At 47.0% G+C, this 18,832-nt stretch carries 9 protein-coding genes; 7 read left to right on the forward strand and 2 right to left on the reverse strand.

From position 1 onward, the window contains the following. Window positions 1–20: 20 nt before the first annotated feature. Entirely contained in the window at window positions 21–1,616 is a 1,596-nt protein-coding gene (locus tag MKX34_RS04020; protein ID WP_036684916.1) for an AMP-binding protein, read from the reverse strand. A 169-nt stretch (window positions 1,617–1,785) separates the two neighbouring features. On the opposite strand from MKX34_RS04020, the gene MKX34_RS04025 reads away from it, so the two are divergent. Together MKX34_RS04025 and MKX34_RS04030 are read left to right on the forward strand one after the other, a co-directional pair. Beyond that, window positions 1,786–2,307, forward strand: a complete 522-nt coding sequence (locus tag MKX34_RS04025; RefSeq protein ID WP_036684918.1) for a GNAT family N-acetyltransferase — start codon at window positions 1,786–1,788, stop codon at window positions 2,305–2,307. A gap of 186 nt (window positions 2,308–2,493) precedes the next feature. After that, on the forward strand, window positions 2,494–3,198 hold the full coding sequence (locus tag MKX34_RS04030) for a hypothetical protein (protein WP_076105355.1): 705 nt from the start codon (window positions 2,494–2,496) through the stop codon (window positions 3,196–3,198). 98 nt (window positions 3,199–3,296) lie between these two features. Here the strand turns inward: MKX34_RS04030 and MKX34_RS04035 are convergent, their stop codons facing one another. Further along, window positions 3,297–3,422, reverse strand: a complete 126-nt coding sequence (locus tag MKX34_RS04035; protein ID WP_051491363.1) for a DUF4023 domain-containing protein — start codon at window positions 3,420–3,422, stop codon at window positions 3,297–3,299. A 168-nt stretch (window positions 3,423–3,590) separates the two neighbouring features. Here MKX34_RS04035 and MKX34_RS04040 point away from each other — a divergent pair, with 168 nt between their 5' ends. From MKX34_RS04040 to MKX34_RS04060, 5 genes are all read left to right on the forward strand, one after another. Next, window positions 3,591–7,937: an S-layer homology domain-containing protein gene (locus MKX34_RS04040; RefSeq protein ID WP_076296217.1), complete on the forward strand. Its 4,347-nt coding sequence runs from the start codon at window positions 3,591–3,593 to the stop codon at window positions 7,935–7,937. A gap of 560 nt (window positions 7,938–8,497) precedes the next feature. Continuing rightward, complete coding sequence (locus MKX34_RS04045) at window positions 8,498–13,552, forward strand: S-layer homology domain-containing protein (RefSeq protein ID WP_081383839.1); 5,055 nt, start codon at window positions 8,498–8,500, stop codon at window positions 13,550–13,552. A gap of 179 nt (window positions 13,553–13,731) precedes the next feature. Beyond that, window positions 13,732–15,555 (forward strand): sensor histidine kinase, encoded by a 1,824-nt coding sequence (locus MKX34_RS04050; RefSeq protein WP_076274937.1) that lies wholly within the window; start codon window positions 13,732–13,734, stop codon window positions 15,553–15,555. Next, window positions 15,548–17,068, forward strand: coding sequence for a response regulator transcription factor (locus MKX34_RS04055; RefSeq protein ID WP_076098669.1), 1,521 nt, complete (start codon window positions 15,548–15,550; stop codon window positions 17,066–17,068). The genes MKX34_RS04050 and MKX34_RS04055 overlap by 8 nt, the downstream gene beginning before the upstream one ends. Window positions 17,069–17,243: 175 nt before the next feature. Then, complete coding sequence (locus MKX34_RS04060) at window positions 17,244–18,746, forward strand: ABC transporter substrate-binding protein (RefSeq protein WP_036684926.1); 1,503 nt, start codon at window positions 17,244–17,246, stop codon at window positions 18,744–18,746. The last annotated feature ends 86 nt before the right edge of the window (window positions 18,747–18,832 follow it).

The raw sequence follows: 18,832 nt of genomic DNA on the forward strand, positions 1-18,832 counted from the left end.
GGTGAATTCCATGGCTATGTTTATTCCTGCGCAGCTTGGTTCTCTTGCTCACGAAGCTCTACTCGCCGTATTTTACCGGAGGTCGTTTTCGGAAGATCCTGAATAAACTCGATTTTGCGCGGATATTTATAAGGGGCTGTCCACTCTTTAACATGGGATTGCAGCTCTTTTACAAGCTCTGGTGAACCAACAATCTCATCCTTGAGCACGATAAATGCTTTAACAATGTGCCCACGGATCTCGTCTGGACTGGCTACGACCGCACATTCCTTAACGGAGGCATGCTTCATCAATGCTTCTTCTACCTCGAAAGGACCGATAGTGTAACCTGAGCTAATGATAATGTCATCCCCACGGCCCTCGAACCAGAAATAACCATCTTCATCTTTTTTTGCCCGGTCGCCGGTTATGAAGAATTCGCCGTGTGTGGAGCTTTCTTTTCTACCGGGATCTTTGTAATAAGTGTGGAACAGGGCTGGCATACTCAAATGTACGGCAATATCACCAACCACTCCAGCAGGTAGTGGCTTGCCGTCTTCGTCCACAACCTCGACTAAGCCGGGTGCGATTGATTTACCCATAGAACCAATGCGTATTGGAGTATCTTTGAGTGTTCCGATAATTAGGGTGCTTTCCGTCTGGCCGTACCCATCACGGATTGTGATATCGAATTCACGCTGAAAGGTGTTAATGACCTCTTGATTTAATGGCTCTCCGGCAGATACTGCACAACGCAGGGTAGACAAGTCGTAACGACCTAAGTCTTCTGTTTTAGCCATTAGACGATATTCCGTTGGGGTGCAGCATAATACTTGAATTTTGTGATCCTGCAATAGCTGCAAATATTTTTTGGGATGAAAGGATCCACTATATACAAAACCTGTAGCTCCGTTGCCAAGAACGGTTAAGAAGGGACTCCAGATCCACTTTTGCCAGCCGGGAGCTGCTGTTGCCCAGACGGTGTCAGATCCTTGAATATCCAGCCATTGAGGTGAGGTGATCCGCAAGTGAGCATAACCCCAGCCATGACTATGAACGACCGCTTTAGGGTTGCCGGTAGTACCTGAGGTGTAGGCGAGAATAGCCATATCATCCCGGCGGCTTGCGACTGCTGTGAAGGTATCTGGTTGTCCAACCATCAGACTTTCTAGATCCAGCCAGCCTTCACCGAGTTCGTCTGAGCTGCCAGATACGGAAAGACGGTAATCGAGAGCAGGAAGATCCTCTGAGATTTTATTAACTTCCCCGGTTACTTCGGACCAAGCAATAACCGCTCTGGCTTCAGAATGGCGCAGGCGGTAGGATAAATCTTTGGCACGCAGCATTTCTGAGGATGGAATGATGGCAAGTCCTTGTTTCAGACAAGCTAAATAGATGACATAAGCGATGATGCGGCGTGGAACCATAACAAGAACACGATCCCCTTGTTGCAGCCCAAGCTTCGCAAGTCCTCCGGCCAGCCGGTTAGCTTGTTTGCGTAATTCACCGTAAGTAATTTCCTCATAATCTCCTTGCTCATTTAACCACTTAAGCGCAATCTTCTCAGGAGCATGGCTTTCCATTTCCGAAGTGAGATTGTAGAACTCAGGTGCGATCCATTGCTGATTATCCAATATGAACCTCTCCTATATCAAACAAGATGTGTATAACTGTTCTATTTAGTATATCACGTTATCCTAGTACCAGGTACTAGTACCTTGAGTTCTTAATGAATTTCGGGTTAAGATAATATGTGTAAGGTATACTTATAATAGACCACAAATCCAGAAAGTGAGAACTTATGTTATGAATCACACAACTTTTGATGAAATATTCGCTATTATGGAAGCCTCATTTCCTACTTCTGAGATCAGAACCTTTGAGGGACAACAGGAGTTATTGGACGTTCCAGATTATCGTCTCATTACCGAGATGAACTCTGAGGGTAAAATTGTTGCTTTTATGGCCTGCTGGGAGTTTCCCGGCTTTCGTTTTGTAGAACATATAGCAGTCGACCCAAGCATTAGAGGCGGAGGAATTGGCAAAAAGCTGATGACTGAATACATCAGTCTATCTAACAAGCCTGTCCTTTTGGAAGTTGAGCGGCCACTGGGTGAAATGGAGCAGCGGAGAATTGGCTTTTATGAGCGGCTGGGCTTTCATTTGAATCCTTACGATTATGTGCAGCCTCCTTTGCGTGAAGGAAATGAAGACTTACCACTCTTAATTATGACTTACCCTAACCCTGTTGATGAAGAAGAATTCCAACTTTATAGAGAAATTTTATATTCAGAAGTGTATAAGGTTACAACTCCGTATCAAGGTTAAAGCTCTCAGCAATCCGTTAAATCCTTATGGGATAAGCGGGTTGCTGTTTTTTTTATACAAACCAGAGCTCCAGATGAATAGTTTCTTTACAAATTGGGTACAAGTTAAATACAACTTAGAGACATATTCTTTTAAAACTTGAGCTAAAGTAAAAACCGAGATTGATCTTCTAAGGAGGCATAACATATGAAAAGTAAAAAGTTCATTATAGCAACGATGGTATTTGGGATGGCAATCACAGGTTCAGCTGGTGTGTACGCGGGAACTAAGCTGCAAAAAATCACCGCATATCTTAATCACAGCATTGGATTTAAAGTGAATGGTGCAGCTTATACGCCTGTTGATAATAAAGGTAACACATTAGCTCCGATTACTTATAACAATACAACCTATCTTCCTGTACGTGCCTTGGCTGATGTGTTGAAGGTGCCAGTGATTTTTGATGCGGCAGCGAATCAGGTCATTCTGGGTACTGGAACTGTGGTGCCGGATAAAGATACATTAACACCAGTACAGTACAGCAACGCTCAAAAAGAACAAATTTCTAAAGCTTTTGCAAATTTCGATGGGTTTAAAACGGTTTATGCACCAGCACAAATGGTGAGTGGAGATGCTTTTCAAAAAGCAGCTAGCTCTGAAGATGGAGTGTATTTTTTGTTCAACCATATGAGAGTGAACGTTTCTCCACGTGACTACTCCTATGATTACAAAGGCGATACCGTAAAGCTCTCCAATGGTACAGAAGCTAAGTGGTACAGCCCTACCAGCGATTCATTGTTTTTGACCTATAAACTGGATGATCGTTTTGTGACGATTAGTTCTCCAGACAAGGCTTTGAGCAAGGCGCAATTAGAGAAGGTAGCCGTGAATGTGGTGAAATGGAGTAAATAACTCCTTTAAAAGCAAAGCTCAATTTACAAAAAGTAAAGCAGCAAGTCACTCCGATCCGGGAGGGCTTGCTGCTTTTTTTGTTTTCGTGGAGGCGTGTTCTATTTACTGTGCTGTTTATTAGGCAGCTTTTGGCTTGGTGTTCCTTTACCGTGATTCTGTTTGTTCTTTTCTGCTTTCTTCTGGGTGTCGTGTACTTTGTCTACAAAAGCTTGAGTATCGTCCATGTTTGTCCTCCTTGATCATAACCTTGCCGTTACTGTAACCACTTTTGCCTGATTAAATACACAAGCCGTTTTTACAAACTAGTGGATCAATCCGTACATTGTGAAAATATTTAGTAGTTACTATGAATGGATGCAAGCATTTCATAATAACAGTAAGGGAGACTGATTATGAACAGGTTATTTAAACAAGCAGTATCCATGACACTAGCCTTCGTTATGGTACTGGGACTTACATTTACAGGAATGCCAGCTTTTGCAGAAGACAGCAATGAGGATGCTGGATTACTGCAATTACAAACGCTAGAGCCAATTACACTACTGGCGGGCAATTCTACATGGAAATATCTAGATAACGGAACGGATCAAGGTTCGGTATGGCGGTCTGTTTACGATGATTCTACATGGGCATCAGGCCAAGCGCCGCTTGGTTATAAAGATTCTGGGGCCGGAGTCAGCAGCAAGCAATTTGGTGCTCTGAATACAAATATAAGCTACGGCTCGGATAAAAAGAAGAAATATCGTACTTCCTATTTCCGGACAAATGTAACTGTGAATAAGGAAGAAATTACAAAATCGGATAAAGTATTGGGTAATTTTGCATTTGATGACGGAGTTGTGCTGTATCTGAACGGTGCAGAAATCTACCGCGAGGCTATGCCAGCTGGTGAAATCGACTATCAGACACTTAGTACAACTAATGGCAGTGATCCAAATGAGTATACAAAGGTTGACCTAACGGAAATCGTAAAAGCCAATCTGAAGGATGGAAGTAATGAGCTTTCAGCTGAAGTTCACCAGACAGGCGACACTAGCTCTGACCTTTATTGGGATATGAGCCTGATTGCTTATCCTGTAGTGGAGACAGTAGAACCTGGAGTTGGGAAGCCAGATTCTATCGCAATTACTTTTAATGGCAACCCGCAGACTAGTATGGGATTTAACTGGTATGCACCTGAAAGTGTGACTGGCACCAAACTGGAAGTGGTAGAAGCTTCTAAATTGGAGAATGGCCAGTTTCCAGCGGCAGGAGCTCAATTGTATGAAGGAACATCCGTTACAACTAGTGTGTATATGACAAAAGCGGATAAATCAGCTAAAAAACCACTTGTGCTAACCAGCCATAAGGTAATAGCGGATCATCTGCAGCCGGGCACGGAATATGCTTACCGTGCTGGAGATGGACAAGCTGATAATTGGAGCGACGTAGGAACTTTTAAGACAGAACGTTCCAGCAACCAAGCTTTTAAATTCCTATATACAACGGATTCCCAAGGGACAACTGAAGAAGATTTTGATATCTGGAATCATACCCTTCAAGAAGGATTGACTAAATTCCCGGAAAGTGAGTTTATTCTGAATTCTGGTGATTTGGTGGATAACGGTGATATTGAGGAGCAATGGGGATGGTTTTTCAATAAGCCTAAGGATATTTTAGCGAATATTCCGTTGGTGCCTTTGGTAGGCAACCATGAAAGCAAAAATTATAGCAATTATAGCTCTCATTTTAATTTGCCGAATGTTTCGAATACAGGTGCGAAACCTGATGGTTCTGTATATTCTTTTGACTACGGTTCAGCGCACTTTATGGTAATTAATACAGAATATTATGGTGCAAGCTCGAATCTTGAGAATAACGAAATTTACAATAAACAAGTGGAATGGCTTCGTAGCGAAGCAGCAAAAAGCAATCAGAAATGGAAGGTTGTGCTTCTGCATAAATCTCCTTATTCCGTTGCCAATCACACCAATGATACAGATGTACTCTTTTACAGAGCGCAATTAACGAAGGTGTTTGATGAGCTTGGTATCGACATGGTAATTGGCGGGCATGACCACACCTTTGCTAGAAGCTATCAGATGTACAACAACAAACCATTGACGGATATTGTTCCGGACTCAAACGGAGTAGTAACTGATCCTAAGGGTACTTTATACCTGATTACAAATGCAGCGGGCAATAAAAAATACAACGTAGCTTCAGGAACATTCCCGTTTGCAGCTAAATACGGACAGCCTGGCAAGGAAATGTTCACGGGGATGACGGTAACGAATGATGAGCTATCTTACGAAGCCTACACCACAACAACTGGTGGTTCTACAGACTTGTATGATAACTACAGCATTCATAAATCGGAAGTAGCAGTTAAACCTGTGCAAAATGCAAAGGCTACTGCAGCAGATGGTGGTAAAATAACGTTGACTTGGGATGCGCCTGCTTCCGGTGCACCAGTGTCTGGATATCGTATTTATGAGCAAAATGAACTGGTATCCGCAAATTGGACGGCCAGTGTTCCTAATGAAGAAGGTAAAACTTCTTATACTTACACTGTAGAAAATACTAATTCAAACCAAACCTATCAATTTGTTATCAAAGCTGTAAGTGAAAGAACAAATTCAGAAGCTGCTATCGCTTCAACGGATTCGATTAAAAAGGTTACAGTTACCTTTAATGGCGACCCAGTGAGTGCAAAAGGCTTCACTTGGTACACAGCGTTGAAGTCTACTGGAAACGATCTGCAGGTTGTAGAAAATACGGGCGTTACTCCAGACTTTGCTAAGGCTGCTGAGTTTACAGGACGTTCGGCGGTTTCCAGAAATTCAAAAGATGAATTAGTTCATAAAGCGGAAGCTTCTGGCCTGAAAGCTGATACAAAATACTACTTCCGTGTAGGTGATAAAGCACTAGGCCTGTGGAGTGCAGTGGGAACTTTTGAAACTGCCGCTAAGACAGGAGCATTTACTTTCATCGATTTGGCTGATACACAGGCTAAGACCGAAGATGAAGCGATTCTTTCCGGTGAAACGATGGCAAAAGCCCTTACGACGTTCCCGAATGCTGAGTTTGTGGCGATTAACGGAGATATCGTAGATACCGGAACTAATGAATCACAATGGAATTGGTTGCTTGGTCATTCGCAGGATACCCTGCTTAACACGACCATCGTGCCTGTTGCGGGGAATCATGAGGATAAGGCAAATGCCTTCTATGAGCACTACAATATTAAGGAAGCACCGGGCTCTGCAACAGAAACTGGAGCATATTATTCCTATGACTACAGCAATGCTCACTTTGTAGTCCTGAATACAAATGAGAATTCCGATGAATTTGCTAACTTCAGCCAAGCACAGTTGGATTGGATGAAGGCTGACGTAAAAGCAGCGAAGGCTGCTGGTGCGAAGTGGATTATCGTAGCTATGCATAAAGGTCCATACACAACCTCTAACCATGCTACTGACAAAGACATTATGGGTACAAATGGAGAAAGAGCGAAGGTTGCTCCAATGATGGCTGAACTGGGCATTGACTTGGTTCTTCAAGGACACGACCATATTTATGCCCGGACCAAGCCAATTAAAGCTGATGGAACTGCGGCAGACACAGTGAAGATCAAGGAAAGCTTCAATGGTCAAACTGTAGAGTACACAGTAAATCCAGATGGAACGATTTATCTGATCCCAGCTACAGCGGGAGCGAAGGTTTACTACAAGAACATGAAACCAGAATTGGGAGATGCGTATTATAATCTCTTCGAAGTAGCAAATGAGAATACAGCAGCTAAATACGGACCGGACCCAAGTGATGCTACGCGTCCAAAACGCGGTCAAGTTCAGACCTTTGTAGGTATTACTGTAGATGCTGGAAAATTAACAGCTGTATCTTATGAGATCGATCAGAATATTAATGATGCTAAACCATACGTTCTGGAAGAGTTCGGTATTATTAAGGAAGCAGATCCTGAAGTAAACCCAACACCAGAACCTACAACAACGCCGACAACGGAACCGACAACAGCACCAACAACGGAACCGACAACGGCGCCAACGACAGCACCAACAGCAGCACCAACAACAGGATCATCAACAGGTCCAGTGGCAACAACAAAACCGACAGCAACACCAACGCCAACAGTAGCACCAACAGCTACACCAGCACCAACAACGGTGCCTACACCATCTGCAACGCCAGTAGTCAAACCATCATTGACGGATACTGGCAGCCATTGGGCAGCAGCGGCTATTGAGAAGGCAGTAGCAGGAGGCTTCGTTAGCGGTTATCCGGATAATACTTTCCGCCCTAATCAGAAAGTAAATCGGGTTGAATTTATCACTATGCTGGCTCGTGCCCTGCAATTGCCGGACAGTGGTAACACTTCAAGCTTTAAGGATTCAGCGAAGATTCCGGCATGGGCTAAGTCCTTTGTAGCTCAGGCAGTAGCTTTGCAAATTATCAGCGGCTATGACGATGGTACCTTCCGTCCTACGCAGGAGCTTACTCGCACTGAATTAGCAGTTATGGTTGTTAGAGCTCTGGGCATTACAGTAGATCCAAAAGCGACCTTAACCTTCAATGATGCTAAGGATGTACCCGCATGGGCAGTACCATATATTGCGGCAGCAGCAGACGCGGGCATTGTGAATGGCATAGGACAAAATCGTTTCGCACCTAACCAAGTAGCCTCCCGGGCCGAAGCAGTAACAATTATTCTGAACTTGCTGGAGAAGCAAGGAAAGTAACTAAATCGGATGGTTTGAAAAAAGATTGCCTCAAGGTCATCGTTGATGACGGAGAGGCAATCTTTTTTTCGTTGCTGGGTAGTCTGAGGGAGGCGGCGATACGGTGGTGCGGCGTGAAAGAGAAGCAAAAGTGCCTCTGATTTGAGCGAATACGGCGGAGTGGCGGAGATAAGAGGCAAAAGAGGCCACGCTTCTTTATCCTCTTTATATTTTCAACCAACATATGTTTAACAACCCACTCATTGCCAGGATATCGATCCCTGCTGGCGCGATAATCTTTAATTTATCCAGCATATCTTTAATTTTGCGGCTATTTGTAAGGAAAGATCTGGGTTAGATTAGGGTGGACTAATCAAAGTAAGACAGGGGGGGTGCCGACAAATATGAATGCGCTTGCACATATGTGGTTGGATACAGAATGTGCAGGCAGAAGAGGGTAGGAGCGGCAGAGGGACGGGATAACAGAAGTAATCTACTTGCTGTTCGGCGATATACTGAGCACACATTACGCTTCATGGATGAGAGTAACCGAAACAACTACAGGACGAGGAGAGTGGAAAATGAACCTTCACACCGGTAAAAAGGCGCGTCGTAAGCTGACATCAGCTGTTCTGGCGGCAGCTTTGCTAGTTTCAGGACTTCCCCTAACGGCTTACGCCGGCGATACGTGGCCTTTTACAGGAGACAGTGCGCCGGGTGCCAATCAGCCTAATGTACATGGATATACGAGCAGCCATATTGCGAACTGGAGTCCGGCAACTGATCCGGATGCAGAGCTGTTGAGATCGCGGGTGCCGCTGCAGAAGCGGAATGCCCCATTTGCTGCAACCCAAGCTAACCCAGCGCTTAGCGCAGACACACAGATGATCAACGTTGCTGGCGACTACGGGAATGCTTTTATTGAGAACGCGCCGTATACGAACAAGTTTGCGCAGTATCATTTTAACTTTTGGCAATATATTGATTACTACTCCTATTGGCACGGTACAGCAACTGCGTACACCCCGCCGGAATATTATGATGAATTGGCCCAGAAGGACTGGCAGCAAAAATGGTTCGAATTCGGCATGCTGAATATCCCGAACCCTACCTACACCGATGCAGCGCATAAGAACGGCGTGCTGTCATTGGCGGGAATCTTTTTTTCCAATAATGACCGTGGACAGCAGACGTACAAACAAATGATAGTTAAAGACGAGAATGGTAATTTTCCGGTGGCGGATAAACTGATCGAGATGGCCGGATATTTCGGGTTTGACGGTTATTTTGTAAATCAGGAAGAGATGAATCCGAATGTCGCGACCCAGGATATCCCCGATTACATCGCTTTTATGAAGGTGCTGCAAGAGGGCGGCCTATATGTACAGTGGTATGACTCTCTGAACACCAATACCGGTGCTAATGCGTTCGCCCGGACGATTAATGATACCAATATCTCCTTTTTAGTGGATAAAAGCACCAAGGAACCCGTCTCCAATTCGTTTTTCTTCGACTACGGGGCTGGCAATACACAGATTACCAACGCGGCTAATTACTTAAGCAATCTGAATGCCAGTCTGGGAACAAGCTACAACTTGTTTGACGTTGGTTTTGCAGGGCTGGAAGCAGGCCGCGACCGGTTCAAGTCCGTTAACGGAACAGCGTTGATGAACAAGCTGGACAGCAATGGCTTGCCACGGCTCAGCTTGGCTACACTCGGTGCGGACTTCGTTCATGCCGGTCTGGATGAGGACATGAACCTGTCTTACCCGGTCTCGCACAGATCCGAAAATGACTACCAATGGATGACAAAACTGCGTGAGCAGCTATGGTGGTCAGGCCCGAACGTGGACCCTAAGAATACGGTCAAATCGGCAACCAATACTGTTTCCGATGTTTATGCCGACAACCGTTACTGGCCGGGAATCTCCTCCGTCATTGCGGAGCGTTCGGTAATTAAGGACAAGAACTTTTACACCAATTTTAACACTGGACAGGGCTTGTCCTATTCCGTGAACGGTGAAGTATCGAACCCGGATGAGTGGTCTAATATGAGCCTGCAGGATATCCCGGTGACTTGGCAGTGGTGGCAGGATACTGCTGGCAATAAGCTTACTGTAGATTTTGATTATGGACCGGAGTACAACCTTGCGGGCACAAACCGGTACAACTATGAGCAGATCGGTGCGTATAACGGTGGCAGTTCACTGGTGGTGAACGGCAATCTGAATGCGAAGAACTTCTTGCGTCTGTACAAAACAGAGCTGGAGGTCAATGGCAACTCCAAGCTGTCGATCAGCTTCAATAAGCCATCTGCCACGGATGCTTCGGCGATGGCGGTAGGACTCATCCTGGCTGATGATCCGAATACCGTAGTAGAGGTCGCTATTCCAAACAGTGGTCAGCACTCGGAAGGTTGGGTGACAAAGGAGTTGGACCTGAGTGCATACGCGGGTCATAATATTGCAGCCCTTGGACTGGTCTTCGATCCCGGGCAAGGAACAGCGTCCACCTACCAGATGAACGTCGGACAGCTGCGCGTTTATGACGGGTCTGCCGTAAAGCCCGCAGCTCCTGCGGAATTAGCAGTTGCGGAAGCTTTTACAGATACAGGTGAAATGGTTGTGAAGTGGAAGCTAGATCCCGATTACACTAAGATCAAGCAATATAATGTGTACGTGAATGATGTATTTATGGGCGGCAAATACGATGAGGTGTTCTATCTGAAGCATCTCCCGGTGAAATCCGGAACCCTTAAAGTGGTTGCAGTGGGTGCGGATGGAGTGGAGGGCGAAGCGGCATCGTTGGCTTTTGATCTGGATGCGGCGGTTTCCGGAGTGAAGGTGGATTCAAGCGCGGACGGGGAGTTGACTGTGAACTGGACGAACTCCGCCCAAGCTTCCGGTGATATTACCGTTCGAGTGCAGTCCTTGAATTGGATTACGACATCCGAACCGGTGTCACAGCAAGTGGTTGTCCCGGCAGGTGCAAGCACTGCGCTGTTCACGGGGATGCCGGTAAACGGCGATGATTACATTGTCACCGTTACCGCAGGCAACACCGATCCAGTCTCGGTCAGCGGCCGGTTCATCGACACGGTCGCGGAACCTTACGCGGAAGAATGGTCCTGGACGGACGGTAAGCTGAATCTGCCGATGCCGAATACCAGGGACTGGCGGTATATGTATGTGTATGAAGATGGGAATCCGAAATCTTTTGCCACAACGTATAGCTCTGGCAATAAGCCGATGATTATCCGTGGACGGACAACTAAGGCGAGCTTAAGCTTTACCTCGACGGCAAAAGTTGTGCATGTGGTGATGGAGGATTATGCAGGCAACCGCTCCAAACCGGTCTATCTGAAAGGCAGCTATCCCGTTCTCTTTGATGCTAATGGGGGTGAACCAGCAAATACTGTGGCCGAGGCTGTGTATGGCACTTTGCTCTTGGAGCCTACGGGCATTGCCAGAGAGGGCTATGACCTGGAAGGCTGGTACGTTGGAGAAGGAGAAGGTGCGCGAAGATGGAATTTTGCCGAAGATCTAATAACCGGAGAACTGAACTTACAGGCGAAGTGGGCCTTGCAAGCTCCAAAGGTGCAGATCGTAGGGGAAGGCTCCTTCCGTGAAAATACGTCCGCGACACTAACGGCAGTTGCCACTGGCGCAGGGCAGCTGACTTATGCCTGGTATGCGGACACAGGCAGCGGTTATGGAGATGCGTTGGGAATGTCCGCCACCTATACTATCCCTGCTTTGACTACCGGGATGGATGGCAATAAGTACAAGGTCATCGTCATCAATGAATCTGGTGACAGCAGTGAAGCAGAGTACACACTTAACGTAACTCCGGCTGAAGCACCATGGGAAGCGCCTGATTTCATAACCGATCTTCCTTCTGCACTTGATGTCATTGCTGATGAAGAAGTGAAGCTGTTCGTACAGATCCGCGGGGATGTGGAATCGGTTCGCTGGGAGACGAAGGCAGCAACCGCAGAGGAATGGACTGTAGCGGAGAGCGTGACTTCGGCGGTATACGCATTTACTGCTTCTGAAGCAGACAGCGGTACGCAGTTCCGTGTGGCTCTGACTGGAAAAGAGGGAACGGAGCCTTCAACAAGAACCGGTAATGAACTTACGGTGACAGTACATCCGGCACCGGATGCGCCAATTATCACCGCTTATAGCGTAGATAAGAATCCGGCAGCTGTAGGTGATAAGGTGTCTTTTGCCGTAGTGGCTTCTGCAGTTTATGGCGAGTTAAGCTACCAATGGTTGAAAAACGGGCAGGCCGTTGAAGGCGCTGTGGAGCGTGATTATACGATTGCTTCTGCAAAAGAAACAGACAGCGGCGAATACACGGCCGTAGTCACCAACACCAAAATACTGAATGGCCGCCCTTATACGGCTGTTCAAAAGAGCGGGATTATTGATTTGGAGGTCCACAATACTCCTGTATCTACACCGCAGCCGACATCGGCTCCAGGGACAGGTACGGGAACTGGCGGAACGACTCCGGCAGCGACAGCAACGCCGCTTCCAAGTCCGACTAGTGCAACATTGACTGTTCCAGCAAGTGCACTCAGTACATCTACTGAGAACGGAAAAGTGACGGTAAATGTGCCGGCAGGCGTTACAGCTATCGAGCTGCCTGTGAATGCAGGTGAATTGCTAGGGATCCGTCAACTTGAATTGGCCGCCTCGGGAACCACACTTGGTATTGCGCCGGAATTGCTGGTGCAATTGAAGGCTCTGCTTAATGAAGCTCAAGCTTCAGGCAGCAAGATTCAGGTGAAGCTCAGCCCGGAAACTTTGAACATGAGCACACTGAAAGCAGAGCGTGGGGTGGTCTTGCGGGGTACGGGGATGACGTTTGATCTGAGCATCATCGCGGGGAATGGTACATCTAACCGTCTTCCAAGCTTCAGCAAACCAGTAACCATACAATGGAGTGCAGCAAATACGGATTATAATACTAATTTGCTTGGTTTATATGCTATTGCTGAAGGGGGTTCGCTTACCTATCTCGGCGGAGTATACGCGAATGGCTTCCTGCTAGGAGAGTTTAGCGGAACAGGCAGGCTGGCTGTGCTGGAGTACAATAAATCCTTCGCTGACGTTCCGTCTACCCATTGGGCTGCGGACACTATCCGCCAGCTGGCGGCTAAACATCTGATACAAGGCACTTCCGAAAATGGATTTGAGCCCGCCCGCAGTATTACAAGAGCGGAATTTGTGAAGCTGCTGGCTGGCGTGCTGGGACTGCAAGCTCAGGCGGAATTGAAATTTAGTGATGTGCCATCTGGTGTATGGTATGAGCAGGACCTGGCGCGTCTGGTCCGGGCAGGTATTGTAGGCGGACGCACTGCTGAACACTTCGATCCGAGTGCGAACATCAGCCGCCAGGAGATTGTGACTATGCTAATGCGTGCCTATGTACTGGAGCATGGAGCGCTTCAGTCATCAGCCCCGGCAACATTCACCGATTCCGGTGAGGTAGCAGCCTGGGCGGCAGACAGCGTGAATGCTGCGTCATCACTGGGTCTGGTGAATGGCCGCACGGACGGGAATTTTGTGCCCGGTGGCTTGGCGACCCGTGCCGAGGCTGCGCAGTTCATCTTGAATTACATCCGGTAGATTATATAGTCCCACCCCGGTCTGCCCAAGGAGCCCTTTGCTCCATGGGCAGACTGTCTTTGCTTAGCGGAGGAATGCAAGCTTTTACCAGCCACAGGCAGGAAGCACCTCATGCTATACTTTATTCATAATGACAAGCAGCGAAGCTTAGGCTTCCCCCCTGCTGTAGGAGGTTGCTGATGTTTCCGGGGAAATTGTACAGAAAGTATCTGAAGAATAATCTGTTTATGAAAATCATCCTGCTCTTCTCAGTCATTGCCGTGGTCACCATTATCACCTTCTCTTACCTGATGTTCTTGCTCATGTCTCAGGCCGTAGTGCAGCGGCAGATGGAGATTCAGAAACGTACCGTGGAGAGCATCAACAGCTATATTGAGCAGAAATATGACTCTGTACAGTCTATGATGCGGGACGTGTACCGGGACACGGAGCTGACTGCTAATACGTCGTATTTGCTGGAGCACCCGTATGAAGATTACGTGAGGTACCGGCTGGACCGGTATTTCAACGAAAGTAATGCTACGACGGATACCGTGCAGTTTTTTCGCAATCAAGTTGAAGATGATCCTGATATCCGCAGTTTAATGCTCTACAGTGCAGCTGAGCAGCAGTTGTATGTCTATAACAACCAAGGCAAATTTCAGATTATTTCCACTAATGCAGCCCATTCTTTTGTACCGGATGCGCTGTATCTGGAGGAGGAAGGCAGTGTCACCGCTCCAAACACTTGGGTCAGTCAGGCGATCTCATCTCCGGAGGGGCCGATGTTTACGGTTCGTACCCCGGTCAATAACAAGATATCACTGCGCAACATTGGTCAGCTTCTAGTCTATTTTGATGCCAGCGAGGTCTGGGGGAGTATGGGCAATTATAAGGATGACTTCAAGGGAAAGATTCTGGTGCTGGCAGCGGATGGGGATGTGTTATTTGATACCTCGGGCACTTATTATGGAAAGCGCTATCCTTATCCCGAGCAGATGAATTCCGCCTATACAGATGGTGAAGAAGTTGGCGGGATGATCATTACTAAGCAGACTCATACCCAAGGCGGATTTACTGTGTTGAGTGCTGTGCCTAAGCAGGAATTAGCCGCCACCTATAGGGGATTGCGGAACATGATCTTCATTATCTGCTTGATCTGCCTGTTGTTTGCGATTATTACGCCCACTTTATTTATCAATAATTTTGCCAGACGGACTCATAAAATTATCAAGTTCACCCGCAAAGTGAAAAACGGTGACCTGGATGCCCGGATTACCGATGTCAGAGAAGACGAGCTGGGGCAGATCTCCAAGAGCTTCAACGACATGCTGGATGAGCTGAATCTTCATATAGACCGTGTGTTCAAGGCTGAAATCAAGCAAAAACATACCGAAATTGCCGCGCTTGAAGCCAGGGTAAACCCACATTTTCTCTACAATACCTTAGAGGTGATCCGGATGAGGGCCATCTCTCAAGGAGCTTCAGATGTCGGGGAGATGATCTACAGCTTGTCGGTGTTGTTCAAAAGCTATGTTCACCAGAAACCCAAGCATACGATGAAGGATGAACTAGAGGCCTGCCGTTTATATCTGGAGCTGTTCCGCATCCGTTATAAGGATAAATTCTCTTATACAATGGAATGCGGTAAAGAGCTTACCGGAAGAGTTGTACTCAAAATGTCGCTGCAGCCCATCATTGAAAACTACATTCTGCATGGGATGCGCGTGGACAAGAATGATAATCACATCAGTGTGGCTGTGGCCAAGGATGGCAAATATTTGCGTGCGGTAGTTACAGACAATGGGCGGGGGATTGCCCCGGACAGATTGGTCCAGCTCAAAGAAGGTCTTTTGCAGCCAGATGAACAATCGGAATCATTCGGCCTGCGCAGTATTCATGAACGTTTGAAGCTGCTTTATGGCAGTGAGTATGGCATTGAATTACAAAGCGAAGCGGGTACCGGCACAACCGTGACTGTGTATTTTCCCGATCTGGGAGAGGATGATCCAAACCATGTATAAAATATTCATTGTGGACGACGAGCCTTTTATTATCGAAGGATTATATGACATTGTGGATTGGGCAGCACTGGGGATGGAGATTGTCGGCCACGCCGAGAACGGCCAGGAAGCGCTGGAGTCGTTGCGGTTTGTCCCAGCGGATATTCTGATTACGGATATTTCCATGCCGCTGATGAACGGACTGGATCTGATCCGGGCTGTGCGGGAGATTCAACCGGAGATCAAAGTTGTTATCCTCAGTGGTTATGATGAATTTGGATATCTTAAGGAGGGAATGGCGCTCGGCATTGAAAATTATCTGCTCAAGCCTATTAATTTGCAAGAGTTCCGGGCAACATTAGTAACTGCCGCCGAGAAGCTGGGTGTCTCCCGCCAAGAGAGTCAATTCAATGCGCATAGTATTTCCATTCTGCGCGATAATGTGATGTACCGTTGGCTGCGGTGCCAGATTGGGCCGAAGGAATTCAGCGAACGGACTGATTTTCTGGGACTTAGACTAGATAAGCCGCTGGTGCAGGTGGCCCTGCTTCGCCCTGAACAGGACGCTGCCGAGCTATTTCAGGCGGTGGAAGAGGTTGTAGGCGGTAACCCGTCTTTGATTGCATTCCGGGATATGGATGGAGATACCGTGCTGCTGCATCTGCTTAGTGAGTATCAGCAGGGTAAAGAAGAGGTTGAGAGACTTCATGAACAACTGCTGTTGTCCCTAACTGGCGGACCACCCATGCGGCTGTCCGTAGGAACGGTGGAGGAGACGGAGGAGGCGGCGGCTCAGAGTTATGCCCATGCAAAGATGACTCAGGAATATTTCATGCTGTTCCCAGAACGGAATCTGCTGCATTATGAGGAAGTTCAGGACAGGCATGAGGTTGCCGTCCAAGGTATGCCGCTGAATTGGGAAGATGATCTCAAGCTGATTATGGCGAAGGATAAGGAAGCGCTGCTGGTGCGGATTCAGGATCATTTTGAGCAGCTGCGGCGGATGGAGGGGATTACACCTGTGCTGCTGCAAGGCATTGCTATGGAATGGTTGATCCGCTTCAAGATGCAGCTGCAGGAGATCCGCCATGTGGAAGAACCGGAGCTTTTTGCAGACGGTTTTGGCCTCATTCGCTCCACAGTTTCCATAAATGAACTGACTCAGATTATTCAGGAAGCCGCTACCATTACGGTAGACGCCTTAGTTCGGGACGTAAAGAGTCCAGTCGTGCAGCAGGTGCTGAATTATATCCATGAGTCCTACAATGAAGATGTGTCACTGAAGACCCTCGGTGCCCAATACCATATTCACCCGGTGTATTTGGGACAGCTGTTCCATAAAGAGGTGAATGAGTCATTCACCGAATATATCAATAAATACCGGATTGAGAAGGCAAAGGAGCTGCTGCGGATTACCTCACTTAAAGTTCATGAAATCGCTCTCAAAGTAGGCTATTGGGAGACCGGATATTTTTACAAACAATTTAAGAAGCATGTCGGGATATCTCCTACGGAGTACAAAGGGCTTGTCTAGCGGACCCCCGCTGCAAGCTTTTTCTTTATTTTCTACATGATTTATTTAGTTTATCTTCTGTTTGAAAATGCTTTCATAAATTACAGTAAAGATAGTCCTTGAAGGAGAAAGCTGCTGGTTTAATTCCGGATTAGGCCAGCGATCTTGAGGTAAACAAAGGGGAGGTTATACAGGAATGGGCAACAACAAAAGAAAAAGGTTTTCCCTGTTACTGACATCACTTATGGCATTCTCGCTTGCGCTCAGCGCATGTGGCGGCGATTCAAACAACGCGGCAACTAACAGTTCAGGAGCGGGCGGCGACGGTGCATCATCCGAGAAACCAGTCGAACTGATCTGGTACACGATCGGCGGACCGCAGAAGGATCTGGACCGTGTCGTGGAAGAAGTCAATAAGTACACTAAAGAGAAGATAAATGTCACCCTGAAGATGAATATGATTGATTTTGGTGATTATACACAAAAAATGCAGGTCAAAGTAGCCGCTGGTGAACCCATGGACATTCTCTTTACGTGCTCTTGGGCGTTCGATTATGTGCAAAATGCCCGCAAAGGCGCTTTTATGGAATTGGACAGCCTGCTTAATGAATATGGAAAAGGCATCGTAGACACGATTGATCCGGCGTTCCTGGAAGGTTCCAAGGTAGATGGACATAATTATGCCGTTCCTGCCAACAAAGAGCTTCCGGCGCAAGAAGTTTGGCGCTTCAATAAAGAGCTGCTCGACAAATATAACCTCGACATTTCCGGGGTGAACACAATGGAAAGCATTGAACCACTGCTGAAGACGATTAAAGAGAATGAACCGGGCATCACGCCTTACGCTATGGTGAAGGATTTCATGCCAGTGCTGCCGTTCGACTACATCATTGAAAAGATGCCAATGGCTGTTTATATGGACACGAAGGATTACAAGATCGTGAACATTCTGGAATCCCCAGAACTCAAAAGCACTCTTGAAACCGTTCGCAAATATTACAAGGCAGGTTATATCTCGCCGGAAGTAGCAACTACAACTTCGGTGGATGATCTATATAAATCTTCGAACTGGTTCATGGATCGCGCGGCTACCCAGCCGATGGCGGACAATCTGTGGTCGGCAAGCTACGGCTATCCTGTAGTTTCCACGCCAGCTGGCAAACCTTACATCTACAACTGGTCCGTTATGGGTTCGATGCAAGCCATCTCGGCTAACTCCGCATATCCGGAGAAAGCGATGGAGTTCCTGAACCTGCTTAACACCGATCCGGTGCTTCGCAACATGATTGACTCCGGAATCGAAGGCGTGCACTACGAGAAGACCGGTGAGAATTCCATGAAGAACCTGGATGAATCCAAGAACTATGACATGCCAACCTTCTCGCTGGGCAATATCATGATCAACTATTTGAACGAGGGTGACCCTGAGAACAAATGGGAAGAGTTCAAAAAGTTTAATGAATCCGGTGTAAATGCACCGCTGCTTGGTTTTAACTTCGACACTTCTAAGGTGACCACTGAAATCGCTGCGGTTCAGAACGTAAAAGAAGAATACTGGTCACCACTGATGACTGGAACCGTTGATCCTGACGAGTATCTACCGAAAGCTATTGAGAAATTCAAGGCAGCTGGTTTGGACAAAATTATCGCTGAAGCGCAATCGCAAATTGATGCCTGGAAAGCGTCCAACAACAAGTAAAACATCAACGTAAGAGAAGATCGGGGCTGGGGCGTGGCCTCTGACCCGGTCTTTTTTTGAAATATAAGGACATACAGGAGGGATCT

It is taken from the genome of Paenibacillus sp. FSL R5-0636, assembly GCF_037974255.1.
Lineage (GTDB): Bacteria > Bacillota > Bacilli > Paenibacillales > Paenibacillaceae > Paenibacillus_AQ > Paenibacillus_AQ odorifer.